The organism is Solimonas soli DSM 21787, from assembly GCF_000474945.1.
GTDB classification, from domain to species: domain Bacteria; phylum Pseudomonadota; class Gammaproteobacteria; order Nevskiales; family Nevskiaceae; genus Solimonas; species Solimonas soli.
Map to the genome: position 1 here is coordinate 430,456 of NZ_KI440836.1, position 22,393 is coordinate 452,848.

Consider the following 22,393-nt stretch of genomic DNA (forward strand, 5'->3'; position numbering starts at 1 on the left):
AGCATAGCGAAGGGGCGTGGCCCGCACTACCGGCGCGGCGCCGCTTCAGTCCTCCGGCTCATACCCCAGGTTCGGCGCCAGCCACTTCTCGGCCTGCGCCAGGGTCCAGCCCTTGCGCCGCGCGTAGTCGGCGACCTGGTCCTTGTTGATGCGGCCGGCGACGAAGTACTGCGACTGCGGATGCGAGAAGTACCAGCCGGACACCGCGGCGCCCGGCCACATCGCCATGCTCTCGGTCAAGGCGATGCCGGCGTTCCTCTCGACGTCGAGCAGCCGCCACAGCGTCTGCTTCTCGGTGTGCTCGGGGCAGGCCGGGTAGCCCGGTGCCGGGCGGATGCCGCCGCCGCTGCCGATGTATTTCTCGGCGATCAGCTCGTCGTTCGAGAAATGCTCGTCGGCCGCGTAGCCCCAGAATTCCTTGCGCACGCGCTGGTGCAGGCGCTCGGCAAACGCTTCGGCGAGACGGTCGGCGAGCGCTTCGAGCAGGATCGCGCTGTAGTCGTCGTTGGCCTTGCGGAAAGCGGCGACGCGTTCGGCGGCGCCGAGGCCGGCGGTGACGGCGAAGCCGCCGATGTAGTCGTGCAGGCCGCTCGCCGCCGGCGCGACGTAGTCGGCGAGGCAGCGGTGCGGGACGCCCGGGCGATGCTCGCTCTGCTGGCGGATGTGATGCAGGCGCGCGATCTCGTGGGCGTAGGTCTCGTCGCTGTATACGGCGATGTCGTCATCGTCGACCTGGCGCGCCGGGAACAGGCCGATGACGCCGTTCGCGCTCAGCCACTTCTCGTCGATGATGCGGTCGAGCATCTGCTGCGCATCTTCGTAGAGCTTGCGCGCCGCCTCCGAGGTCGCCGGATTGTTGAGCAGGTCCGGGAAGCGGCCCTTCAGTTCCCAGGCGATGAAGAACGGCTGCCAGTCGATGAACTCGCGCAGCTCGGCCAGCGGGTAGTCGCGGAAGGTCTTCACGAACTGCGTCGCCGCGTGATGCGGGTGGTCGCAGGCCGCGCCGTTGCAGACATCCCGGGCCTGCTGCAGCAGCAGGCGCGGCCGCGGCGGGTGGTAGGCGGACCAGTCGATCGGCGTGCGGTTGGCGCGCGCGGCGTCGAGCGTGACGAATTTTTCCTGGCGATCCTTGCTGGCGTGGCGCTCGCGGATCTGGTCGTACTCGGCCTTGGTGTCGGCGAGCAGCTTCGGTTTCTGCTCGGCCGACAGCAGCGCCGCGGCGACCGGCACCGAACGCGAGGCGTCCTTCACCCAGATCACCGGGCCGTGATATGCGGGATCGATCTTCACCGCCGTATGCGCGCGCGAGGTCGTGGCGCCGCCGATCAGCAGCGGCACGTCGAAGCCCTGGCGCTGCATCTCCTTGGCCAGCGTGACCATCTCGTCGAGCGACGGCGTGATCAGGCCCGACAGGCCGATGATGTCGGCCTGATGCTCGCGCGCGGCATCGAGAATCTTCTGCGGCGGCACCATCACGCCGAGGTCGAAGACCTCGTAGTTGTTGCACTGGAGCACGACACCGACGATGTTCTTGCCGATGTCGTGCACGTCGCCCTTGACCGTCGCCATGACGATGCGGCCGTTGGACTTCTGCACGTCGCCCGGATCTTTCTCCGCCTCGATGAACGGAATCAGATAGGCGACCGCCTTCTTCATCACGCGCGCCGATTTGACGACCTGCGGCAGGAACATCTTGCCGGCGCCGAACAGATCGCCGACCACGTTCATGCCTTCCATCAGCGGGCCTTCGATCACCTCGATCGGCCGTTTGCCGTCGGCGGCGAGCTGCGCGCGCAGTTCCTCGACGTCGGTCTCGACGAAGGCGTCGATGCCCTTGACCAGCGCGTGCGTGATGCGCGCGCGCGCCGGCTGCTCGCGCCAGACGAGTTCGTCGCCGGACTTCTTCTCGCCACTGCTGGCCTTGTAGCGCTCGGCGATCTCGATCAGTCGCTCGGTGCCGTCGGCGCGGCGGTTGAGGATCACGTCCTCGATGCGCTCGCGCAGCTCGGCTTCGATGTCCTCGTACACCGGCAGCACGCCGGCGTTGACGATGCCCATGTCCATGCCCGCGCGGATGGCGTGGTAGAGGAACACCGAATGGATCGCCTCGCGCACGAAGTTGTTGCCGCGGAACGAGAACGATACGTTCGACACGCCGCCCGACACCTTGGCGTGCGGCAGGTTCTGCTTGATCCAGCGCGTCGCCTCGATGAAGTCGACGCCGTAGTTGTTGTGCGCCTCGATGCCGGTGGCGACCGCGAAGATGTTCGGGTCGAAGATGATGTCTTCCGGCGGGAAGCCGACCTGCTCGACGAGAATCCGGTAGGCGCGCGAGCAGATTTCCTTGCGGCGCTGCAGGGTGTCGGCCTGGCCCTGCTCGTCGAAGGCCATCACCACGGCGGCGGCGCCGTAGCGCAGGCACAGCCGCGCCTGCTCGATGAACTTCTCCTCGCCCTCCTTCATCGAAATGGAATTGACGATCGGCTTGCCCTGCACGCACTTCAGGCCGGCCTCGATCACCTCCCACTTCGAGGAGTCGATCATGATCGGCACGCGCGAGATGTCCGGCTCGGAGGCGATCAGGTTGAGGAACGTGGTCATCGCCGCGACGCCGTCGAGCATGCCCTCGTCCATGTTGACGTCGATGACCTGCGCGCCGGCTTCGACCTGCTGGCGCGCGATCGCCAGCGCCGGCGCGTAATCGCCGGCCTTGATCAGCTCGCGGAACTTCGCCGAGCCGGTGACGTTGGTGCGCTCGCCGACATTGCAGAAATTGATCGCGCGCGTGAGGTTCAGCGGCTCCAGGCCGGCGAGACGCGCGATCGGTTCGGCGACCGGCACCGTGCGCGGCGCGACGCTGGCGACGGCCTCGGCGATCGCCGCGATGTGCGGCGGCGTGGTGCCGCAACAGCCACCGACGATGTTCACCAGCCCGGCGCGCGCGAACTCGCCGACGATCGCGGCGGTGTCCTCGGGGCGCTCGTCGTATTCGCCGAAGGCGTTCGGCAGGCCGGCGTTCGGGTAGCAGGAGATGAAGGTGTCGGCGAGCTGCGACAGCTCGGCGATGTACGGGCGCATGTCCTTGCCGCCGAGCGCGCAGTTCAGGCCGATCGCCAGCGGCCGCGCGTGACGCAGCGAATTCCAGAACGCCTCGACGACCTGGCCGGACAGCGTGCGCCCGGAGGCGTCGGTGATCGTCCCGGAAATGATGACCGGCAGGCGCGTGCCGCTTTCGTCGAAGAACTTCTCGCAGGCGAAGATCGCGGCCTTGGCGTTGAGCGTGTCGAAGATCGTCTCGATCAGCAGCAGATCGACGCCGCCGAGCGCCAGGCCGCGCACTTGTTCGAGATAGGCGTCGACCAGTTCGTCGTAGCTGACATTGCGCTTGCCCGGGTCGTTGACGTCGGGCGAGATGCTGGCCGTGCGATTGGTCGGGCCGAGCGCGCCGGCGACGAAGCGCGGCCGCTGCGGCGTCGCGGCCGCGTCGGCGGCGGCGCGCGCGAGCTTCGCGGCGGCGACGTTGATCTCGTGGCTGAGCGCCTCCATGCCGTAATCGGCCATCGAGATGCGCTGCGCGTTGAAGGTGTTGGTCTCGATGATGTCGGCGCCGGCCGCCAGGTACTGGGCGTGAATCTCGCGAATGATGTCCGGCTGCGTCAGCACCAGCAGATCGTTGTTGCCCTTGAGATCGCGCGGCCAATCGGCGAAGCGTGTGCCGCGGTAGTCGGCCTCTTCCAGCTTGTGGCGCTGGATCATCGTGCCCATCGCGCCGTCGAGCACGAGGATGCGGCGACCGAGCGCGGCGGTCAGTGAATCGGCAACGGAAGCGGCGGCGGGATGCGACGACATGGCGGCGGACGGATCGCGGCGGAGGAAGCGGCCGAGTATATCTGCTTATGCGGATGAACGGATCGTAAGCGGCCGCCGTAGCCGTTCGTCCGCCGGCAAGGACCTCGCATCCCGTGCGGGCGCCATCGCGTCCGCCGCGCCCGTAAGTTACCGATGCCGGCGTTTGCCGACGCCGGCACGGTTCCCCCAACCCGGATTTCCCCAACCTTTCCGGGTTACTGAGGGCCAGGTCTTCGATCTGGTCCTTTCTTTTTCCCGCCGCCTTTTTCCGGCCTTGCCCGGCCGCGCCGCGACCGCCCGTCGCCGACCTTTTGACTTTAATTAAACGATCGGATAATTTCGCCTCCGTCACCTTGCCGTGACCGAACCGAACCGTATGAGGAGAGAACCATGCATACAGCCAGCCTCGCACCGGCGTGGCGCGACAACAAGCGCTACCTGTGGCCGCTCGGCGGCATCATCATGCTGCTGGTGCCGATCGCCGGCGTGCTGTACCAGGCGACCGGCTGGGGCGGCTGGTGGTGGCTCGGCCCGATGGTGGTCTACGGCCTGATTCCGCTCGCCGATCTGCTGGTCGGCTCCGACACCAACAATCCGCCCGAGGCGCGCGTGCCCTCGCTCGAGAAGGAGCGCTACTACCGCTGGGCGGTGTATCTCGCCGTCGCCTGCGAATACGTGTCGGTGATCTGGGGCGCATGGATGGCGGCCAACGGCGGCCTGCCCTGGTACCACATCGTCGGCCTGGCAATGACCATCGCCATGGTCACCGGCGTGTCGATCAACACCGGCCACGAACTCGGCCACAAGACCGACAAGCTCGAGCAGTGGCTCGCCAAGATCGCGCTCGCGCCGACCGCCTACGGCCATTTCTTCGTCGAGCACAACCGCGGCCACCACGTGCGCGTGGCGACGCCGGAGGATCCGGCCAGTTCGCGCTTCGGCGAGAGCTTCTGGGCCTTCCTGCCGCGCACCATGGTCGGCAGCCTGAAGTCGGCCTGGGAGATCGAGGCCCGGCGCCTGCGGCGCAACGGCAAGCCGGTATGGTCGCTGCAGAACAACAACCTCAATGCCTGGGCGATGACGGTCGTGCTGTTCGGCGGCCTGGCGGCCTGGCTGGGCGGGCAGGTGCTGCCGTTCCTGCTGCTGCAGGCCTTCGTCGGCGCCTCGCTGCTGGAGGTCGTCAACTACCTCGAGCACTACGGCCTCATGCGCGAGCGGCGCGCCGACGGCAGCTACGAGCGCTGCCAGCCGCGGCATTCGTGGAACAGCAACCAGATCGTCACCAATGTGTTCCTCTACCAGCTGCAGCGGCACTCGGATCACCACGCCAATCCGACGCGCTCCTACCAGTCGCTGCGCCACTTCGACGAGGCGCCGCAGCTGCCGACGGGCTACGCCGGCATGATCCTGCTCGCCTACCTGCCGCCGCTGTGGTTTAAAATCATGAACCCCCGGGTCGTCGCGCACTACGAAGGCGACATGAGCCGGGCCAACATCAAGCCGGAGATCCGCGACGCCGTGATCGCCCGGTATGCGCCGCAACGCCGCGGCGGAGCCGTGGCATAGCGGCTCGTCCGTCGCGTTAACACCCTGATCGAGGGCGGCGCATCGGCTAAGATGCGCCGCCTTTTTTTGTGCAACCAGCAACCGAAGCTAGCGAGAGAGTTATGCCGTTCAAGAAGTGGCGCTGCGTGATCTGCGACTGGGTCTATGACGAAGAACTCGGTGCGCCGAACGACGGCATCCCGCCGGGCACGCGCTGGGCCGACGTGCCGGCCGACTGGAGCTGTCCGGATTGCGGCGCGTCCAAGGCCGACTTCGAGATGGTCGAGACCGACTGATGAGCACGCAATTCGACGCTGTTTCGGTCGTCAAGAAGGCCAACGTCTATTTCGACGGCAAGTGCGTCAGCCACACCGTGCTGTTCGCCGACGGCACCAAGAAATCGGTCGGCGTGATCCTGCCGTCGACCCTCAACTTCGGCACCGGCGCGCCGGAGCGCATGGAGCTGCTCGACGGCCGCTGCCGCGTGCGCCTGGCCGGCCATCAGGACTGGAACGAGTACCGCGGCGGCCAGAGCTTCGACGCGCCCGGCAACTCGTCGTTCGACATTGAAACGCTCGAAACCCTGCACTACGTCTGCCACTTCGGCTGACGCCATGCGCCGCGAGTCGGAACGCTCGCGGTGAACGCCGGCAGGCTGGCAGGCTGGCGGAGGCATCTGGCGCGCAACTGGCTGCTGTGGCGGCCACGCGTGCGCTACTGGACGGCGGCAGCGGCGATCGGCCTGATCGCCGCGCTGTTCGCGCGCGGCGCCGACTGGGCGCACGCGCGCATCGTCGAGGCGACGCAGTGGCTGCCGCTGCTGTCGCTGCTCACCGTGCCGATCGGCCTCGTCGCCATCGTCGGCTTCACGCGCCGCTTCGTGCCGAGCGCCGCCGGCAGCGGCATTCCGCAGGTGCTCGCCGTGCTGCGGCACCACGACGCCGAACTGCGACGCCGCATGCTGGCCCTGCCGGTCGCGCTGCTGAAACCGCTGCTGACGGTGATCGCCATTCTCTGCGGCGCCTCGGTCGGCCGTGAGGGGCCGACCGTGCAGATCGGCGCGGCGATCGCCAATCTCGCCGGCGCGCGCTACAGCCCGCGCGTGCAGCGCAGCCTGATCCTCGCCGGCGGTGCGGCCGGCATCGCCGCGGCGTTCAACACGCCGATCGCCGGCATCGTCTTCGCGTTCGAGGAGCTCGCCTCGAGCCTCGAGGAAAAGGCCAGCGGCACCCTGCTGATGCTGGTCATCATCGCCGCCATGGTGGCGATCGCCGTGCTCGGCGACCGCGTCTATCTCGGCATCGTCGACACCCACGTCACGCATCTTTCGCAGTGGCGCGCGGTGCTGATCTGCGGCCTCGCCGGCGGGCTCTGCGGCGGCCTGTTCAGCCGCTTCCTGTTCGCCGGCACGCGCGCCGCGCGACATTACCTGCAGCGCATCGGCCTGCGCTGGGCGCTGCTGTGCGGGCTGCTCGTCGGCCTGATCGGGCTGGTCGCCGGCGGCGCCACCTACGGCAGCGGCTACGGCGAGACGCGCGCGCTGCTCGGCGCGCCCGACGCGCTGTCGGCCTGGTTTCCGCTGCTCAAGGCGGCGGCGACCTGGCTGTCCTACGTCAGCGGCATTCCCGGCGGCATCTTCTCGCCCTCGCTGGCGATCGGTGCCGGGCTCGGCGCCGACATCGCACGCTGCGTGGACTTCGCGCCGGCCGCCGCCATCGTCCTGCTGACCATGGCGGCGTACTTCGCCGGCGCCACGCAGGCGCCGCTGACGGCGGCGGTGATCGTCGCCGAGATGACGCTGGGCCAGAAGATGATCCTGCCGCTGATGGGCGCCGCGCTGCTCGGCGCCGGCACCGCCAGGCTGGTCTGGCGCAACTCGCTGTACCAGGCCCTGATGGGCGATCTGCTGGCGCCCCCCGGCGAGCGCGCGCCGGCTCCGGCCGCGCATGCGCAGGAGGCAGATACCGCCTCGGCGGCGGCAACAGCCGTGCCGGCGCCGCCCGCCGGCGAGGCTGCGTCTTCCGGCGATACGCCCTCGGCGTTCAGCGGCGATACGGGTCGCGCATCCAGAATCGACGGCGGCCCGTAAGAGCTCGCAGGGGCGCCCGCATCGGGGCGCCGCCACTGCGCGAGGAGGACGTATGAAGATTCCGCACGCCGCCAGCCTGCTGGCCGCCGCCGCCCTGCTGCTGTGCGCCGGCGCGCAGGCCGGGGACCTCCGGGCCCATCCGGACACCGTCTACGTGCGACCCGGCACGTTCTATACCCACCCGCTGCCGCGTTCGAGCGCCGAGGACATGGCGATCACCGAGCGCGTCGTCGCGCTGCTCGCGCAGGATCATCGCCTGCAGGACGAGACGATCGGCGTCACCACGGTCAACGGCGTGGTCATGCTCAGCGGCCACGTCAGCTCGCCGACGCGCGTCTACCGCGCCGTCGAGCTGGCGCGCCGGGTCGCCGGCGTGCGCGCCGTCAAGGACGACCAGCTCGAGGCCTGAAACCGGGCACTCGAAACGGCACCCTTGCCCCGCTCCTTCACCGGAGCCCTGAGGCGGCCGTCGGCATCGGCGGCCGCCTGATTTTTGCCCGCCGCGCGCAGCCGCTACGATGGCGGCCCCCGTCCGCCGGTGCACGCATGTCCGATTTCTCGTTGCGCGATCGCGTCGCCGTCGTGACCGGCGCTTCGCGCGGGCTCGGCCTGCAGATCGCGCTGGCCCTGGCGCGGGCCGGCGCGCAGGTCTGCGTGCACGGCCGTGACCGTGCGCGCGTCGACGCGGCGGTGCGGGCGATCGTGGCCGAAGGCGGCTCGGCGGCGCCCCTGGTCTTCGCGCTCGATGACGAAGCCGCCGCCGAAGGCGCCCTGCGCGGCGTCGCCGAGCGGCACGGCCGCCTCGACGTCCTCGTCAACAACGCCAGCGCGCGCGACCGCCGCGCCCTCGACGCGCTCGATGCGGCCGCGCTGCGCCGGCTGCTCGAGATCGACCTGGTCGCGCCCTTCCATCTCGCGCGCTGCGCGGCGGCACTGATGCGCAGCGGCGGCCGCATCGTCAACATCACGTCGATCGCCGGACCGATCGCGCGCGGCGGCGACGCCGCCTATACCGCCGCCAAGGGCGGGCTCGACGCGCTGACGCGCGCGCTCGCCGCCGAACTCGGCCCGCGCGGCATCGGCGTCAACGCCGTCGCGCCCGGCTATTTCGCCACCGAGGCGAATGCCGCGATGGTGGCCGACGCCGGCGTCGCCGGCTGGCTGGCGCGACGCACCTCGTTCGGTCGCTGGGGCGAGCCGCGGGAGATCGCCGGCGCGGTGGTCTTCCTCGCCTCGCCGGCGGCCTCCTACATCACCGGCCAGACGCTCGCGGTCGACGGCGGCTACCTCGCGCATTTCTGAGCGGACCTTTTCCGGCGGACATCGGCCGCCGCAGGGCATTGATCCGGGTCATGGCGGGGCCGCGCCGCGCTGGCGATGCTGCGGCGTCCCTGCCTGTCGCCGCGTCCGCCATGAAACCGTATGAACGCATCCTCCTGATCGCCCGACCGGACCTGCAGCGCTCGCCGGCCCTGCGCCAGGCGGCGGTCCTGGCGCGCGCCACCGGCGCGGCGCTGCACATTGCCGTGTTCGACCACAGCGCGACGCTCGATCTGGTCGCGCGCCTGCGCGCCGAGGACCAGCGCGGGCTGCGCGACACCTTCCTGCGCCAGCGCCGCGACTGGCTCGCCGGGCAGGCCGCCGACCTGCGCGCCGACGGCATCGAGGTGACGACCGAGGCGGTGTGGAGCCGGCACGCGCTCGACGAAATCCTCGCGCACGTCGTCGAATCCGGCGCCGCGCTGGTCGTCAAGGACGTCGAGATGCGCAGCGGCCTGCGCCGCGTGCTGATGCACGCGCTGGACTGGCAGCTGTTGCGCGAGTGTCCGGTCCCGCTGCTGCTGGTGCACAGCGAGCAGATCACGCCGCGCCGCGTCATCGTCGCCGCCGACGCCCTGCGCGGCGCCGACGATGCGCTGAACAACAAGCTGTTCGACCACGCGCTCGGCCTCGCCTATGCGACGCAGGCGCGCCTGCACCTGGCCTACGCCTTCGCGCTGCCGGCGGCGGCCGCCGCCGATCCCGCGGTGATGGTCACGCAGGAGCTGTACGAGACCTTGCGCGAGACGCATCTCGATGCCTTCACGGCGCTCGCCGACGCGCACGGCGTGCCGCCCGAACGTCGCCACTTCCTCGGCGGACCGCCGGCCGCGGCGCTGGCGCGCTTCGCGCGGCAGTGCGACGCCGATCTGCTGGTGCTCGGCGCGGCGCAGCACAGCGGCTTGGAACGGCTGCTGTTCGGCAGCACCGCGGCGGCCGTGCTCGACGAGCTGAGCTGCAGCGTGCTGGTCATCAAGCCGGACGCAACGGAGCGGGCGCTGCGCGACGCGATCGCCGCCCGCCGCGCCGCCGCGATGCGCGAGGCGGCCTAGGCCCGTTGACGCGTTGCGCGTGGGCGTGAAGCCGTCCGGCACCGGGTCCCCGTCCAAGGGCAAGCCGCCGGGCGACTTTCCGAGGGCCGGACCATTTTGGGCCCAGCGCGGCGTCTCTCGCCGTTCATGCACATCGCGCACATGGCGCGCCGCGTGCCTTGCGCCGGGCCGAAACGATCCCGGTCACGGCGACGCTCATCACGGCAACAGACCCCTGGCAGGCGACAGGCGCCCACGTAGTTGCCGCAAGAGCTGTACGCGGAATTCCGTATGGGCGGCGAGCGGCCCCGAGCCTACCTTAGCTGCACATTCGAGGTTCGGGAGAAACCGCCATGACGCAAGACATTGACCACGCCGGCAGCGCGGATCCCTGCCGCAATTGCCTGCGCCACGGCGGCTGCCTGGGCGCCGCCCTGCAGGAAGCCGAGCACCATGCCGACGCCGGCGTGATCGGCGTGCTGACGCTGCAGCGCGGGCAGAGCCTGCATCGCATCGGCGACAACGCCAACGCGGTCTACATCGTGCAGAGCGGCGCCCTGAAGTCACGGCGCCATTCCCTGCAGGGCGACGAGGAGATCGTCGCCTTCCGTCTGCCGGGCGACGCCATCGGCCTCGACGAGATCGGCCAGAAGGTGCGCGGCACCGAGGCCGTGGCGCTGTGCACGACGCGCGTCTGCCGCCTGCCGCTCGACGTGCTGCGCGCGGAAATGCAGCAGTCGGAGCGTGTCGCCGAACATCTCTACGACGATCTCGGCCACGAGTTCGAGCGCCTGCACGAACGCCTGCAGAACGAACGGCGTTCGGCGCCGTCGCGCATCGCCGGCTTCCTGCTCGCCCAGCTGCAGCGCCGCCAGCGCCTGTTCGGCACGCAGATCGACCGCTTCACGCTGCCGATGACGCGCGTCGATCTCGGCCGCTTCCTGGGCCTGGCCACGGAAACCGTGTCGCGCATGTTCACGCGCCTGCAGCTGGATGGCGTGATCGTCTGCGACGGTGCTTCGGTGCAGGTTCTCGACGCCGAGGCGCTGCGGCGCTGCGCGCAGGACCGGCCGGCCGCCGACAAGATGGCGCGCGCCGCCTGAGGCCCGGCGGTCAGCCGCGCAGCGACAGCAGCATCTGCACCAGCGGGCCGAGCGCGCGCACGTCCATCTTCTGCATGATGTGCGCGCGATGCAGTTCCACCGTGCGCTCCGACAGGCCGAGCTCGATGGCGATCACCTTGTTGGCGTGGCCGTCGACGAGGCGCTGCGCGATCTCGCGCTCGCGCGGCGTCAGCGCGGCATAGCGCCGCTCGATGTCGGCGCGCTGGCGGCCGGCCTCGGCCTGCTTGGCGTCGCTGCTCAGCGCACGCCGCACGCGGCTGAGCAGATCCTCGTCGTGAAACGGCTTCTGCAGGAAGTCGAAGGCGCCGGCGCGCATCGCCTCGACCGCCATCGGCACGTCGCCGTGGCCGGTCATGAAGATGATCGGCAGGCGGTTGCCGCGCTCGCGGAGCAGGCGCTGCACGTCGAGGCCGCTCATGCGCGGCATGCGCACGTCGAGCAGCAGGCAGCCGCGCCAGTCGGCGCGCCAGTCGGCAAGAAAGGCGTCGGGATCGCTGAAGCTGCGGGCCGGCAGGCGCACGCTCTTGAGCAGCAGCGTCACGCTGTCGCAGACCGCCTCCTCGTCGTCGAGGATGTAGACCAGGCCATCGCTCATGAATCCCCCCGCTCCACCTCAGTCGAGGCGCGGCAGGCGCAGAGCAAAGGTGGCGCCGGCGCGTTCGTTGACGTAATAGCTTAGTTCGCCGCCATGGGCGATGGCGATCGACTGGCAGATCGACAGGCCCAGGCCCATGCCCTGCGGCTTGGTGGTGTAGAACGGCTCGAACAGGCGGTCCGCCGCTTCCGGCGCGATGCCGGGGCCGCTGTCCATGACCACGATCTCGACGAAGCGCGGCTCTTGCGTCGAGGTGACGATGTCGATGACATCGCTGCTGCGCGCGCCGTTCATGGCCTCGACCGCGTTGCGCACCAGGTTGAGCACCACCTGCTGGATCTGCACCTCGTCGCAATGCACCGGCGGCAGGCCGGTGGCGAGCTGCATGCGCAGGCGGATGCCGGCCTGGCGCGCGTCGAACTCGATCAGCGGCAGCACCTCGCGCACCAGCTGGTTGACCTGCAGGGTCTGGCGCGGCGTCTCGCCGCGGCGCGCCAGCGTGCGCAGGCCGCGGATCACCTGCCCGGCACGTTCGGCCTGCGTGGCGATCTTCTCGAGCGGCGCGATCAGGTCGGCCGGCGTCGCGTCGCCGGACTGCAGCAGGCGCCGGCAGGCATGCGCGTAGTTGGCGATCGCCGTCAGCGGCTGGTTCACCTCGTGCGCGATGCCGCTGACCATCTCGCCGAGCTGGCCGACGCGCGCCGCGTGCGTCAGCCTGCCGCGCAGCGCCTCCGCCTCGCGGTTGGCGGCCAGCAGCGCGCTGCGGTCGACGAGCTCGCTGATGATCATCTGCTGCCGGCCGTCGTCGGCGACCGCCGCGCTGTAGAGCAGCGCCTGCATCTCGGTGCCGTCGCGGCGCGGATAGCGGAATTCCTGGCGGAACTCGCCGCCCTCCTCGCGCAGTTGCGCGTAGGCGGCGAGCAGCCGCGGCCGATCCTCGGCGTGCACCAGATCGCTGTGGCGCTTGCCGACCAGCTCCTCGATGCGGCAGCCGAGCAGCTCGGCGCAGGCGCGGTTGGCGCGCAGGATGTGGCCTTCGAGGTCGGTCGTCGTCATCGCCGTCGGCGCGTACTCGAAAATGCGGCGCAGCTCCTCGCCGTTCTGCCGCAGCATGGCCTCGTGACGCTTGCGCTCGGAGATGTCGCGCAGGATGCCGACGTAGCCGCGCACGCCGGCGTTGCTGAACTCGCCGACCGAAAGATCGATCGGGAAGGTGCTGCCGTCCTTGCGCTGCGCCACCACCTCGCGGCCGATGCCGATGATGCGGCGTTCGCCGGTGTGCGCGTAGCGGTCGATGTAGGCATCGTGCTCGCCGCGGTACGGCTGCGGCATCAGCATGCTGACGTTGCAGCCGTGCACTTCGGCCGCGCGGTAGCCGAACAGCTGCTCGGCCGAGCGGTTGAAGCCGACCACGAGCCCCTGCGCGTCGATCAGCACGATGGCGTCGACCGCCGCGTCGAGCAGGGCGCGCAGCGGATCGTCGGCAATGGAAGGGTATGACGCCATGAACGTCCCGAAACTCGGCGGACCGGACCGGCGCATCTTAACGCCCGGCGGCGCCGCGCCGTCAGCGGGCGGCGACCAGCGCATCGGTCTGGAAGGCGATCCAGTCGAGCAGCGCCGACAGGCGCATGGTGCCGCTGATCCGCGCCCGCTCGCGGCCGCCGGCATAGACGACGATCGTCGGCAGGTTGGCGATGTGCTGGGCCTCGGCGAGCAGCGGATCGGCGTCGACGTCGCAGACCGCGAAGCGCAGATGGCGCCGGCAGGCCGCCGCCTGGTCGAAGACCGGCGCGAGCTTGCGGCAGGGCGCGCAGTCGTCGGAGCGGTAGAGGGCGATGGTCACCGCCGTCGCACGCAGCTCGGCGACGAAGTTGTCGGCGCGCAGGGCGAACGGCGGCACGGCGGGCGCCTCGGCCCCGCAGCGCTCGCAGCGCTCGGTGAGCGGTGCGGCATCGGTGGCCGCGCAGGCCAGGCAGGGGTCCGCCGGCTTGAGCGCGCTCATCGCGGCAGGCACCAGGCGGGATGCAGCAGCGGCAACAGCGCCGAGGCGACGAAGCCGACGAGGCCGACGCCGATCATCAGCGCGGCCGCCAGGCCCGGCGCCTGGCGCAGGCGATCCATGCCGGCGAAGCTGTAGCCGCTGGCCGCCAGCAAGGGGCTGCCGCCGATCGCGAACGCGGCGAGCAGCGCGCCGCCGTGCCGCGCCGAACCGGCGAGCGCGGCGGCCGACAGCGCGAAGTAGAGCTGCGCGCAGGGCAGCAGCGCCCAGCCGAGGCCGGCGACGAACTGCCGGGCGACGCCGGGCGCCGGCTTCGGCCCGCAGCAGGCCGGCACGCGGCGCCGCAGCTGGCGGATGCCGAAGACGATGAGCAGCGCGGCGCCGGCCAGCTGCAGGCCGAGTCCGAGCGCCGGCGACGGCAGCGCGCGCGTCAGCAGCGGTCCGCTGCCGCCGGCCAGCGCGCCGAACGATGCGTAACCGGCGACACGGCCGGCGTGCAGCGGCAGCAGCGCGCGCCACAGCGAACGCCGCGACGGCGGCAGCGCCAGGCGTTGCACGGCGCCGCACATCAGGCTGCAGTGCGGCGACAGCGCCAGGCCCGCGGCCAGCATGCCGGGTACGCCGAGTTCCAGCATCTCAGGCCTTGCCTGCGCAGTGCTGGCAGCGCGTCGCTTCCGGGAGATGCCGCAGGCGCGCCTCGGCGATGCGCTCGCCGCATTGTTCGCAAAGCCCCCAGAGGCCGGCGTCGAGGCGCTGCAGCGCGTGGTCGATCTGCCCGAGGATGGCGCGCGCCGCGTCGGCGAGCGCGGTCAGCGTTTCGTCGTTCTCGGTGGCGACCGCCTGTTCGGCGAAGCCGGCCGGCAGCGGCGCGTCGCGGTGCGCGCCGTCACGTTCGAGACGTTCGAGGCGCGCCGCGTAGTCGGCGCGCAAGGCCAGCAGGCGGGCGCGGGGGTCGGGAATCCGGGTCGATGTGCACATGGGAAACAATGCCTCCATGCTGGCAGTGTCGCCGCGCGCCCCCCCGCGCGCCTTGATCTGCGTCAGTCGTCGGGCATGCGCCGCGCGACGCCGTCGAGATCGTCGTACTGGCCGTCGCGCACCGCCCAGATCAGCGCCGCGCCGGCGGCGGCGACCAGCACCACGCCGAGCGGAATCATCAGGTACAGGATTTCCATGACCTCATCCCTCCACGCGCGGCAGGCGCAGCGCGTTCAACACCACGAGCAGCGAGGACAGCGACATGCCGAGCGCCGCCATCCACGGCAGCAGCACGCCGCCCATGGCCAGCGGCAGCACGAAGGCGTTGTAGGCCAGTGCCCAGGCGATGTTCTGCACGATGCGGCGGCGGATGACGCGCGCCAGCGCCGGCGCCGCGGTCAGCGGCCGCAGCGAATCGCCGACCAGCAGCAGATCGGCCTGCGCCTGCGCCAGCGCCGCGCCCTGCGGCATCGCGCAGGCGACGTCGGCGCCGGCCAGCAGCGGTGCGTCGTTGATGCCGTCGCCGACCGCCATCACCACGTGTCCGGTGCCCTGCAGCTGGCGCAGATGCGCGAGCTTGCCCTGCGGGCTCATGCGCGCGCGCAGGTGATCGATGCCGACCGCCTGCGCCAGCGCCCGCGCCGGGGCTTCGGCGTCGCCGGTCAGCAGCTGCACGTCGCAGCCCTGCTCGCGCAGCGCGGCGACCGCGGCGACGGCGTCCTCGCGCGCCGGCGCGCGCAGCGCGAAGCGCGCCAGGGGCCGGCCGTCGCGACGCAGCACGATGGCGGTCGCGGCCGGATCGGCGAGCGGCGCCAGCATGCCGTCGTCGGCGCCGATGCTGTAGGCGACGTCCTCGACGCGGCCGCTGATGCCGCGCCCGGCGACGCTGTGCAGGGCGGCGACCGGCAACTGCCGGTCGTAGGCGCGAAAGGCCAGGGCGATGGGATGCGTGAAGGGTCGTTCGAGCGCGGCGGCGATCGCCAGGCAGCGCGCGGCGCTGTCGCCGGCGCGCGCGCCGCCCAGCAGCTCGGTGTCCTCCACCACCGGCTGCATGCGCGTCAGCGTGCCGGTCTTGTCGAAGATCACGGTGTCGACGGCGGCGAGCCGGCCGAGCACGCGCGGCCGTGCCACCAGCACGCCGAGGCGGGCAAGGCGGCCGCTGCCGGCGGCGAAGGCCAGGGGCCCGGCCAGCGACAGCGCGCACGGGCAGCTGGCGACCAGCACGGCGAGCGCCGCCGACAGGGCGTGCTCGGGACTCAGCGGCCACCACAGCGCGGCCGTCAGCGCGGCGAGCCCGAGGATCAGCAGCGAGAACACGCCGGCGATGCGGTCGAGGGTCTGCTGGAATGGCGGGCGTTCGCGCGCCGCGCGGTTGAGCACGGCGGTGATCTGCGCCAGCCAGGTGTCGTGACCGAGCGCCTCGGCGCGCACGCGGATCGCCGTCGCGCCGACGTTGAGGCTGCCGGCGAGCAGCGTCGCGCCGGCGTGGCGTTGCACCGGCCGTGCCTCGCCGCTGAGCAGCGCTTCGTCGAGCTCGGCGTCGTCGTCGAGCAGGCGGCCGTCGACCGGCACCGCCTCGCCGGGCGCGATCCTGAGGATGTCGTCGCGCGCGATCTGCGCGAGCGCGACGGTTTCGTCGCCGGCCGCGCCGACGCGGGTCGCGGTCAGCTTGCGCGCGCCGAGCAGGCGCCGCAGATGGCCGGTGGCGACGCCGCGCGAGCGGCCTTCGAGCCAGCGCGCGCCGGACAGCAGCATGACGAACATGGTCGCCGAGTCGAAATACAGCTCGCCGCCGCCGGCCAGCACGCGCCAGGCGGAGACCCCGTAGGCGATCGCCAGCGACACGGCGATCGGCACGTCCATGTCGACGCGGCGCGCGCGCAGCGAGCGCGCGGCATGGACGAAGAACGGCCAGCCGGCGTAGAGCACGCCCGGCGTCGCCAACAGCCATTGCGTCCAGCGCAGCAGCGCCAGCATCGGCGCCATGATGCCGCTCGCCTCGCGGCCGTAAGTGGGCCAGGCCAGCATCATGACCTGCATCGCGCACAGCACGGCGACGCCGATGCGCGCCAGCTCCTCGCGCGCGGCGCGGCGGTCGCGGTTCAGCGACGCGTCCTGCGCGAACACCCTGGGCTTGAAGCCGGCCGCCTCGATGGCGCCGAGCAGCGCCGACAGTGAACTCTGCCGCGGATCGAAGCGCAGCTGCGCGGTGCGCGCGGCGACGTCGATCTGCACCTGGGCGGCGAGCGGCGCCAGCGCGCGCTCGATGCTGGCGGCGCACGACGCGCAATGCATGCCGTCGATGCCGAGCAGCACCTCGCGCAGGCCGTCGCCGGCCATCGCGCTGACGCTGTCGCGCAGCTCCGGGCGGTCGTAGACCGACCAGTCGGCGGCGGCCGACGTCATCAGCGCGCTCCGTCCCGGCGGCGCGCCGACGGCATGCGGCGCAGGGCGAGCCGCGGCAGGCCGGGCACGAGCACGCCGAGGCCGAGCATGAAGTGCCGGGTCTTCAGCAGCCGGCGCATGTCGCTGCCCTCCGGATAGTCCTCGCGCAACTCGCCGCACGTGTAGACCGCGGCGAGCAGCAGCAAGGTCAGCCAGTGCAGGGCCAGGCTCGGGCCGCTGTAGCGACGCGCGGCATCCGGCGTGGACATGGCGATGCCTGCACCGCGCTCAGCGCGGATTGACGAGGTGCTGGCTCTCCGGCAACGGCGTGAAGCCGCCGTTGTAGGCCAGCGTCATGGTCGCCGCGCCGGCGATGATGACCGCGAGCGGCAGGGCGATGAGCAGAAAGAATTCGATGCCGAAGCGTGAGGCTTGTGCGCGTTCCATGGTCAGTCTCCGGGGTGTTCGTGAGGCTCGTCGGCGTCGGCGTCGTGTTCACGACCGTCCGACAGGAAAGTGGCGGTGCGGCTGCGCCGCGTACCGGGACCGTCGTCGGCGGTCACCGTGAAGCGCAGCCGGGCGACGCTCGGATGCGCGCCGTGTGCGCGCGCGGCGACCGTCATCGACACGTGCTGGCCGGGGCCGGCGCTGAAGCGGTCCGGCTCGACGCTGGCCGGCGTGCCGTCGATGAACTCGGCGCGGATCGCGTAGCGGCGCTCGCGCTCCTGCTTGTTGGAGAGCTTGACCGCGTAGACGTTCTCGATGCTGCCGTCGGCGAGCTCGCGATAGAGCTGCTTGCGGTCGCGCACCACGTCGAGATCGAAGGGGCTGCGCGTGACGATCAGCGTCGCCGTGGCGATCAGCACCGCGAGCCACACGGCGCCGTAGCCGAGCGCGCGGCCGCGCACGATATGGAACCGGCCGCCGGCGTCGTGGCGGGCGCTGCTGTAGCGGATCAGGCCGCGCGGCCTGTGCACCTGGTCCATCACTTCGTTGCAGGCGTCGATGCAGGCGGCGCAGGCGATGCATTCGTACTGCAGGCCCTTGCGGATGTCGATGCCGACCGGGCAGGCCTGCACGCACAGCGAGCAGTCGATGCAGTCGCCCTGCTTGAGCGTCGCAGCGTCGAACTCGTGCTCGGCGCGCTCGCCGGCCAGCACCGCGGCGGCGCTCGGCGCGCGCTGCTGCAGGAGCTTCCTGAACACGCTCTTGCGCGGTTCGCCGCGCTTCTCGTCATAGGCGATGATCAGCGTGTCGCGATCGAACATCGCGCTCTGGAAGCGCGCATACGGGCACATGTACTTGCAGACCTGTTCGCGCATGAAGCCGGCGTTGCCCCAGGTCGCGAAGGCGTAGAACAGCACCCAGAACAGCGACCAGCCGGACAGCGCGCCGTGCGCGATCTCGTCGATCAGGGTCGTGGTCGGCACGAAGTAGGCGACGAAGCTGAAGCCGGTGAACAGCGCGAACGCCGCCCACGCCAGATGCTTGCCGCCCTTGCGCAGCAGCTTGTTGGCGTCCCACGGCCCGCGGTCGAGCTTCATGCGGATGTGGCGGTCGCCCTCGAACAGGCGCTCGATCCACAGGAACGCTTCGGTCCACACCGTCTGCGGGCAGGCGTAGCCGCACCACAGGCGGCCGGCCAGCGTGGTGAAGAAGAACAGCGTCAGCGCGGCGGCCAGCAGCAGCGCCGCGAGCAGATAGAAATCCTGCGGCACGATGGTGAGGCCGAAGACGTGGAAGCGGCGCGCCGGCAGGTCGAACAGCACCAGCGGCGTGCCGCCGAAGCGCAGCCACGGCAGGCCGTAGAACAGGCCGAGCAGCGCCAGCATCGCCGCCACGCGCAGGCGCGCGTAGCGGCCGTGCACGTCGCGCGGGTAGATCTTGCCCGACGACTGATAGAGCAGGACCGGCTGCTCCGCCGGCGCGCCGCGCTCACCGTGTGCCATCGTCGTCCTCCGCCACGGACGGCGCCGCCAGCACGGCGGCGATCAGCGCCGGAATCAGCGCCAGCAGCCACAGCACGATGAAGCCGATCGCCAGCTTCGGCGGCGTGTTGAGCGGCAGCCAGCCTTCGCCGGGCAGCAGCAGCAGGGTGCAGAGCGAGGCCGTGGCGCCGAGGAACGAAGCCCACAGCACGGCGCTGATCTGGCGGAACTCGCGGCTGCCGCCGAGCGCGCGCCGCCGCGCCGCGGCGACGATCGCCGCGGCGTCCTCGGGGCCGTGCTCGTGCGGCTCGCTCAAGGCTGTGTCCCGTTCTGCGACAGGCTGTACACGTAGGCGGAGACGACCTTGATCTCGTCCGCGGTCAGGATCTTCTCGTGCGCCGGCATCGCGCTCTTGCGGCCGAACAGGATGGTCTCGCGGATGCGCTCGCTGCTGCCGCCGTGCAGCCAGATGTCGTCGGTGAGATTGGCCGAGCCGAGCGCCGGGTTGCCGTGGCCGTCCGGGCCGTGGCAGGCGGCGCAGGTGATCGCGAACTGCTTCTGCGCCTGCTCGCGCGTCGCCGCGTCGAGCGCCGGATCGTTCCAGTGGCCGACGTAGCGCACCAGCGCCTTCACCGTCGCGGCGTCGATCGCGCCGTTGAACGGCGGCATGGTGCCGTTGCGACCGAAGGTGACCGAGGCAACGATCGCTTCCGGCGTGCCGCCGTACAGCCAGTCCTTGTCGGTGAGGTTCGGAAAACCGAGCGCGCCCTTGGCATCGGCGCCGTGGCAGCCGGCGCAGTTGTTGAGGAACACGCTGCGGCCGGCGGCACGCGCCGCCGGATCGCCGGCCAGCGTCGCCACATCGCGCTCGTGGAAGGCCGCGAACTGGTGGTCACGCTGCGCGCGGTAGCCATCGAGGCTCTGCTGCATCTGCTGCTGCGAGGTCCAGCCGAGACGCCCGGCGAAGTTGCCGAGCCCCGGATAGAGCGCGAAGTAGCCGACGCCGAAGACGATGGTGATGACGAACAGGTTCAGCCACCAGCGCGGCAGCGGATTGTTGTACTCGCGCAGGTCGTCGTCCCAGACGTGGCCGGTGTCGGCTTCGCCGGGCTTGCCGCGCGCGTTGGCGAACAGCAGCCACAGCGCGCCGACGATCGAGGCGACCGTGATGACGATGACGGTCCAGTGCCAGACGAGATCGAGGCCGCTCATGAGCGCTCTCCCTGCCGCGCCGGCGGGCAGCAGGCGGATTCGACGCCGAGCGGCACGTCGTCCCCCTCGCCCCACCGCCTGCGTCCGCGCGCCGTCCGCCTCTCTCCCGCTACGCGGGCGAGGGACGATGGCCGCCCTGCGGGCGTTTCGTCCGTCAAGGGCAGTGAAGCGGCGTCGGCGAAGCGCTCGCGGTTGCGCGCCGAGTACGCCCAGGCCGCGATGCCGAGGAAGGACAGCAGGAGCGCCGCGGTGATGATGCCGCTGATCATGACGCATCTCCTTGTGTGGAAGCGGCGGCCGGCGGCACCGGCGCCTTGAGGGATTGCAGGAAGGCGATCAGCGCCTCCAGCCTGGTCTTGCCGGCGACGGCCTGCGGCGCGGCGGCGATGTCGGCCTCGCTGAACGGCACGCCGACGCGCGACAGCGCGCGCATCTCGGCCTGCACGTCGGCGCCGTCGAGCGCCTGTTCGGCAAGCCAGGGGTAGCCCGGCATGTTCGATTCCGGCACCACGTCGCGCGGGTTCATCAGGTGGATGCGGTGCCAGTCGTCCGAGTAGCGGCCGCCGACGCGCGACAGGTCGGGGCCGGTGCGCTTGCTGCCCCACTGGAACGGATGGTCCCAGACCGATTCGGCGGCCTGAGCGGCCGGGCCGTAGCGCAGCACCTCCTCGGCGAGCGAGCGCACCATCTGCGAGTGGCAGTTGTAGCAGCCCTCGCGGATGTAGATGTCGCGGCCGGCGACTTCGAGCGGCGTGCGCGTCTTCATGCCGGCGGCCGGCTGCGTCTTGGCCTGTTCCGACATCAGCGGCACGATCTCGACGAAACCGCCGAAGCTGATGGCGACCGCCGTGAGCACGGCGAGCAGGCCGACGTTCTTCTCGATCTTTTCGTGGTTCATGCGTGCGCCTCCGCGGTGACGCCGACGCTCGCGACCGTCGGCGACATGATGGTTTTCCAGGTGTTCCAGACCATGATCACCATGCCCGCCAGGAAGATCAGGCCGCCGGCGAGGCGCATCGCGTAGAAGGGATACGTCGCTTTCAGGCTCTCGATGAAGCTGTAGGTCAGCGAGCCGTCGGCCTCGGTGGCGCGCCACATCAGGCCCTGCATGACGCCGGCGATCCACATGGCGACGATGTAGAGCACGGTGCCGATGGTCGCCAGCCAGAAGTGCAGGTTGATGGCCGGCACGCTGTACATCGCCGGCTTGTTCCACAGCTTCGGAATCAGTGCGTAGACCGAGCCGAAGGTGATCATCGCCACCCAGCCGAGCGCACCGCTGTGCACGTGGCCGATGGTCCAGTCGGTGTAGTGCGACAGCGCGTTGACGGTCTTGATCGACATCATCGGACCTTCGAAGGTCGACATGCCGTAGAACGACAGCGAGACGATCAGGAACTTGAGGATCGGGTCCTCGCGCAACTTATGCCAGGCGCCCGACAGCGTCATGATGCCGTTGATCATGCCGCCCCAGCTCGGCGCCAGCAGGATCAGCGAGAACACCATGCCGAGCGACTGCACCCAGTCCGGCAGCGCCGTGTAGTGCAGATGGTGCGGGCCGGCCCACATGTAGACGCTGATCAGCGCCCAGAAGTGCACGACCGAGAGGCGGTAGGAGTAGATCGGCCGGCCGGCCTGCTTCGGCACGAAGTAATACATCATGCCGAGGAAGCCGGCGGTGAGGAAAAAGCCGACCGCGTTATGGCCGTACCACCACTGCACCATGGCGTCGACGGCGCCGCCGTAGGCCGAGTACGACTTGGTCAGCGAGATCGGGATCGCCGCGCTGTTGACGATGTGCAGCACCGCCACGGCGATGATGAACGAACCGTAGAACCAGTTGGCGACGTAGATGTGGCTCACCGTGCGCTTGGCGATGGTGCCGAAGAACACCACCGCGTAGGCGACCCAGACGACGGCGATCAGCAGGTCGATCGGCCATTCCAGCTCGGCGTATTCCTTGCCCTGGGTGATGCCCAGCGGCAGCGTGATCGCCGCGGCGACGATCACCGCCTGCCAGCCCCAGAAGGTGAACATGGCGAGCTTGGGCAGGAACAGCGGCGCGCGGCAGGTGCGCTGCACGACCCAGTAGGACGTGGCGATCAGCCCGGAGCCGCCGAACGCGAAGATCACCGCATTGGTGTGCAGCGGGCGCAGGCGGCTGTAGGTCAGCCAGGGAATGTCGAAGTTGAGGAGCGGCCACAGCAGTTCGGCGGCGATGAACACGCCCACCGTCATGCCGACCAGTCCCCAGACCACGGTCATCACCGTGAAGCGCCGCACGACCTCGTCGTGGTACTGCGGCGTGACAGCGAGCGTTGTACTCATCTCGGGT

24 protein-coding genes are annotated in these 22,393 nt (G+C 70.6%); 8 read left to right on the forward strand and 16 right to left on the reverse strand.

Features of this window, described 5'->3' with window-relative positions; translation table 11 throughout:
- Window positions 1-45: 45 nt before the first annotated feature.
- Window positions 46-3,849, reverse strand: a complete 3,804-nt coding sequence (metH, locus tag K344_RS0114105) for a methionine synthase (protein WP_028081210.1) — start codon at window positions 3,847-3,849, stop codon at window positions 46-48.
- Window positions 3,850-4,239: 390 nt separating this feature from the next.
- Here metH and K344_RS0114110 point away from each other — a divergent pair, with 390 nt between their 5' ends.
- From K344_RS0114110 to K344_RS0114145, 8 genes are all read left to right on the forward strand, one after another.
- A complete protein-coding gene (locus K344_RS0114110) occupies window positions 4,240-5,415 on the forward strand; it encodes an alkane 1-monooxygenase (RefSeq protein ID WP_028081211.1) in 1,176 nt (391 codons plus the stop codon).
- Window positions 5,416-5,516: 101 nt separating this feature from the next.
- Window positions 5,517-5,690, forward strand: a complete 174-nt coding sequence (locus K344_RS0114115) for a rubredoxin (protein ID WP_028081212.1) — start codon at window positions 5,517-5,519, stop codon at window positions 5,688-5,690.
- A complete protein-coding gene (ppnP, locus tag K344_RS0114120; RefSeq protein WP_028081213.1) occupies window positions 5,690-6,004 on the forward strand; it encodes a pyrimidine/purine nucleoside phosphorylase in 315 nt (104 codons plus the stop codon). The genes K344_RS0114115 and ppnP overlap by 1 nt, the downstream gene beginning before the upstream one ends.
- A gap of 30 nt (window positions 6,005-6,034) precedes the next feature.
- Entirely contained in the window at window positions 6,035-7,483 is a 1,449-nt protein-coding gene (locus tag K344_RS21825) for a chloride channel protein (RefSeq protein ID WP_051362236.1), read from the forward strand.
- Window positions 7,484-7,535: 52 nt separating this feature from the next.
- Window positions 7,536-7,892, forward strand: coding sequence for a BON domain-containing protein (locus tag K344_RS24485; RefSeq protein ID WP_051362237.1), 357 nt, complete (start codon window positions 7,536-7,538; stop codon window positions 7,890-7,892).
- 137 nt (window positions 7,893-8,029) lie between these two features.
- Window positions 8,030-8,785: an SDR family oxidoreductase gene (locus K344_RS0114135; RefSeq protein WP_028081214.1), complete on the forward strand. Its 756-nt coding sequence runs from the start codon at window positions 8,030-8,032 to the stop codon at window positions 8,783-8,785.
- 110 nt (window positions 8,786-8,895) lie between these two features.
- Window positions 8,896-9,855: a universal stress protein gene (locus tag K344_RS21835; protein ID WP_051362238.1), complete on the forward strand. Its 960-nt coding sequence runs from the start codon at window positions 8,896-8,898 to the stop codon at window positions 9,853-9,855.
- Between the two features lie 332 nt (window positions 9,856-10,187).
- Complete coding sequence (locus tag K344_RS0114145; protein WP_028081215.1) at window positions 10,188-10,937, forward strand: Crp/Fnr family transcriptional regulator; 750 nt, start codon at window positions 10,188-10,190, stop codon at window positions 10,935-10,937.
- A 10-nt stretch (window positions 10,938-10,947) separates the two neighbouring features.
- On the opposite strand, the gene K344_RS0114150 is transcribed toward K344_RS0114145, so the two are convergent.
- The 15 genes from K344_RS0114150 to ccoN all read right to left on the reverse strand — a co-directional run bounded on the left by K344_RS0114150 (window position 10,948) and on the right by ccoN (window position 22,386).
- On the reverse strand, window positions 10,948-11,553 hold the full coding sequence (locus tag K344_RS0114150) for a response regulator transcription factor (protein WP_028081216.1): 606 nt from the start codon (window positions 11,551-11,553) through the stop codon (window positions 10,948-10,950).
- An 18-nt stretch (window positions 11,554-11,571) separates the two neighbouring features.
- Entirely contained in the window at window positions 11,572-13,059 is a 1,488-nt protein-coding gene (locus K344_RS0114155; protein WP_169729301.1) for a PAS domain-containing sensor histidine kinase, read from the reverse strand.
- Between the two features lie 61 nt (window positions 13,060-13,120).
- Window positions 13,121-13,558: a thioredoxin family protein gene (locus K344_RS23135; RefSeq protein ID WP_051362239.1), complete on the reverse strand. Its 438-nt coding sequence runs from the start codon at window positions 13,556-13,558 to the stop codon at window positions 13,121-13,123.
- Window positions 13,555-14,190: a sulfite exporter TauE/SafE family protein gene (locus tag K344_RS0114165; protein WP_028081218.1), complete on the reverse strand. Its 636-nt coding sequence runs from the start codon at window positions 14,188-14,190 to the stop codon at window positions 13,555-13,557. Before K344_RS0114165 ends, K344_RS23135 begins: the two co-directional genes overlap by 4 nt.
- Window position 14,191: 1 nt before the next feature.
- The gene (locus K344_RS0114170; RefSeq protein ID WP_043114503.1) at window positions 14,192-14,533 is read right to left on the reverse strand and encodes a TraR/DksA family transcriptional regulator; all 342 of its coding nucleotides are present in this window, start codon (window positions 14,531-14,533) and stop codon (window positions 14,192-14,194) included.
- Window positions 14,534-14,595: 62 nt separating this feature from the next.
- Window positions 14,596-14,730 (reverse strand): cbb3-type cytochrome oxidase assembly protein CcoS, encoded by a 135-nt coding sequence (ccoS, locus tag K344_RS24120; RefSeq protein WP_157622943.1) that lies wholly within the window; start codon window positions 14,728-14,730, stop codon window positions 14,596-14,598.
- A gap of 4 nt (window positions 14,731-14,734) precedes the next feature.
- Window positions 14,735-16,939 (reverse strand): heavy metal translocating P-type ATPase, encoded by a 2,205-nt coding sequence (locus K344_RS21845; RefSeq protein ID WP_051362241.1) that lies wholly within the window; start codon window positions 16,937-16,939, stop codon window positions 14,735-14,737.
- Window positions 16,939-17,187, reverse strand: coding sequence for a hypothetical protein (locus K344_RS21850; RefSeq protein ID WP_051362242.1), 249 nt, complete (start codon window positions 17,185-17,187; stop codon window positions 16,939-16,941). Before K344_RS21850 ends, K344_RS21845 begins: the two co-directional genes overlap by 1 nt.
- Before the next feature lie 19 nt (window positions 17,188-17,206).
- Complete coding sequence (locus K344_RS24125) at window positions 17,207-17,365, reverse strand: hypothetical protein (protein ID WP_157622945.1); 159 nt, start codon at window positions 17,363-17,365, stop codon at window positions 17,207-17,209.
- Between the two features lie 2 nt (window positions 17,366-17,367).
- Window positions 17,368-18,867 (reverse strand): cytochrome c oxidase accessory protein CcoG, encoded by a 1,500-nt coding sequence (gene ccoG / locus K344_RS0114195; RefSeq protein WP_028081219.1) that lies wholly within the window; start codon window positions 18,865-18,867, stop codon window positions 17,368-17,370.
- Entirely contained in the window at window positions 18,854-19,162 is a 309-nt protein-coding gene (locus K344_RS0114200) for a hypothetical protein (RefSeq protein WP_028081220.1), read from the reverse strand. Before K344_RS0114200 ends, ccoG begins: the two co-directional genes overlap by 14 nt.
- Window positions 19,159-20,058 carry a cytochrome-c oxidase, cbb3-type subunit III gene (gene ccoP / locus K344_RS0114205; protein WP_028081221.1) on the reverse strand — a complete coding sequence of 300 codons (900 nt, stop codon included), beginning with the start codon at window positions 20,056-20,058 and terminating at the stop codon, window positions 19,159-19,161. The genes K344_RS0114200 and ccoP overlap by 4 nt, the downstream gene beginning before the upstream one ends.
- Window positions 20,055-20,327, reverse strand: coding sequence for a cbb3-type cytochrome oxidase subunit 3 (locus tag K344_RS21855; RefSeq protein WP_051362243.1), 273 nt, complete (start codon window positions 20,325-20,327; stop codon window positions 20,055-20,057). Before K344_RS21855 ends, ccoP begins: the two co-directional genes overlap by 4 nt.
- Window positions 20,324-20,956, reverse strand: coding sequence for a cytochrome-c oxidase, cbb3-type subunit II (gene ccoO / locus K344_RS0114215; protein WP_028081222.1), 633 nt, complete (start codon window positions 20,954-20,956; stop codon window positions 20,324-20,326). The genes K344_RS21855 and ccoO overlap by 4 nt, the downstream gene beginning before the upstream one ends.
- Window positions 20,953-22,386, reverse strand: a complete 1,434-nt coding sequence (ccoN, locus tag K344_RS0114220) for a cytochrome-c oxidase, cbb3-type subunit I (RefSeq protein ID WP_028081223.1) — start codon at window positions 22,384-22,386, stop codon at window positions 20,953-20,955. Before ccoN ends, ccoO begins: the two co-directional genes overlap by 4 nt.
- Window positions 22,387-22,393: the final 7 nt, after the last annotated feature.

Bases quoted from the DNA above. Each gene is read 5' to 3' on its own strand.
- K344_RS24485 (WP_051362237.1), top strand. From the start codon at position 7,536: ATGAAGATTCCGCACGCCGCCAGCCTGCTGGCCGCCGCCGCCCTGCTG.
- ppnP (WP_028081213.1), top strand. From the start codon at position 5,690: ATGAGCACGCAATTCGACGCTGTTTCGGTCGTCAAGAAGGCCAACGTC.
- ccoG (WP_028081219.1), bottom strand. From the start codon at position 18,867: ATGGCACACGGTGAGCGCGGCGCGCCGGCGGAGCAGCCGGTCCTGCTC.
- K344_RS0114145 (WP_028081215.1), top strand. From the start codon at position 10,188: ATGACGCAAGACATTGACCACGCCGGCAGCGCGGATCCCTGCCGCAAT.
- K344_RS0114110 (WP_028081211.1), top strand. From the start codon at position 4,240: ATGCATACAGCCAGCCTCGCACCGGCGTGGCGCGACAACAAGCGCTAC.
- K344_RS24125 (WP_157622945.1), bottom strand. From the start codon at position 17,365: ATGGAACGCGCACAAGCCTCACGCTTCGGCATCGAATTCTTTCTGCTC.
- ccoO (WP_028081222.1), bottom strand. From the start codon at position 20,956: ATGAACCACGAAAAGATCGAGAAGAACGTCGGCCTGCTCGCCGTGCTC.
- K344_RS0114135 (WP_028081214.1), top strand. From the start codon at position 8,030: ATGTCCGATTTCTCGTTGCGCGATCGCGTCGCCGTCGTGACCGGCGCT.
- metH (WP_028081210.1), bottom strand. From the start codon at position 3,849: ATGTCGTCGCATCCCGCCGCCGCTTCCGTTGCCGATTCACTGACCGCC.
- ccoP (WP_028081221.1), bottom strand. From the start codon at position 20,058: ATGAGCGGCCTCGATCTCGTCTGGCACTGGACCGTCATCGTCATCACG.
- ccoS (WP_157622943.1), bottom strand. From the start codon at position 14,730: ATGGAAATCCTGTACCTGATGATTCCGCTCGGCGTGGTGCTGGTCGCC.
- K344_RS0114150 (WP_028081216.1), bottom strand. From the start codon at position 11,553: ATGAGCGATGGCCTGGTCTACATCCTCGACGACGAGGAGGCGGTCTGC.
- K344_RS21835 (WP_051362238.1), top strand. From the start codon at position 8,896: ATGAAACCGTATGAACGCATCCTCCTGATCGCCCGACCGGACCTGCAG.
- K344_RS0114165 (WP_028081218.1), bottom strand. From the start codon at position 14,190: ATGCTGGAACTCGGCGTACCCGGCATGCTGGCCGCGGGCCTGGCGCTG.
- K344_RS21855 (WP_051362243.1), bottom strand. From the start codon at position 20,327: ATGATCAGCGGCATCATCACCGCGGCGCTCCTGCTGTCCTTCCTCGGC.
- K344_RS23135 (WP_051362239.1), bottom strand. From the start codon at position 13,558: ATGAGCGCGCTCAAGCCGGCGGACCCCTGCCTGGCCTGCGCGGCCACC.
- ccoN (WP_028081223.1), bottom strand. From the start codon at position 22,386: ATGAGTACAACGCTCGCTGTCACGCCGCAGTACCACGACGAGGTCGTG.
- K344_RS0114155 (WP_169729301.1), bottom strand. From the start codon at position 13,059: ATGGCGTCATACCCTTCCATTGCCGACGATCCGCTGCGCGCCCTGCTC.
- K344_RS0114115 (WP_028081212.1), top strand. From the start codon at position 5,517: ATGCCGTTCAAGAAGTGGCGCTGCGTGATCTGCGACTGGGTCTATGAC.
- K344_RS21850 (WP_051362242.1), bottom strand. From the start codon at position 17,187: ATGTCCACGCCGGATGCCGCGCGTCGCTACAGCGGCCCGAGCCTGGCC.
- K344_RS0114170 (WP_043114503.1), bottom strand. From the start codon at position 14,533: ATGTGCACATCGACCCGGATTCCCGACCCCCGCGCCCGCCTGCTGGCC.
- K344_RS21845 (WP_051362241.1), bottom strand. From the start codon at position 16,939: ATGACGTCGGCCGCCGCCGACTGGTCGGTCTACGACCGCCCGGAGCTG.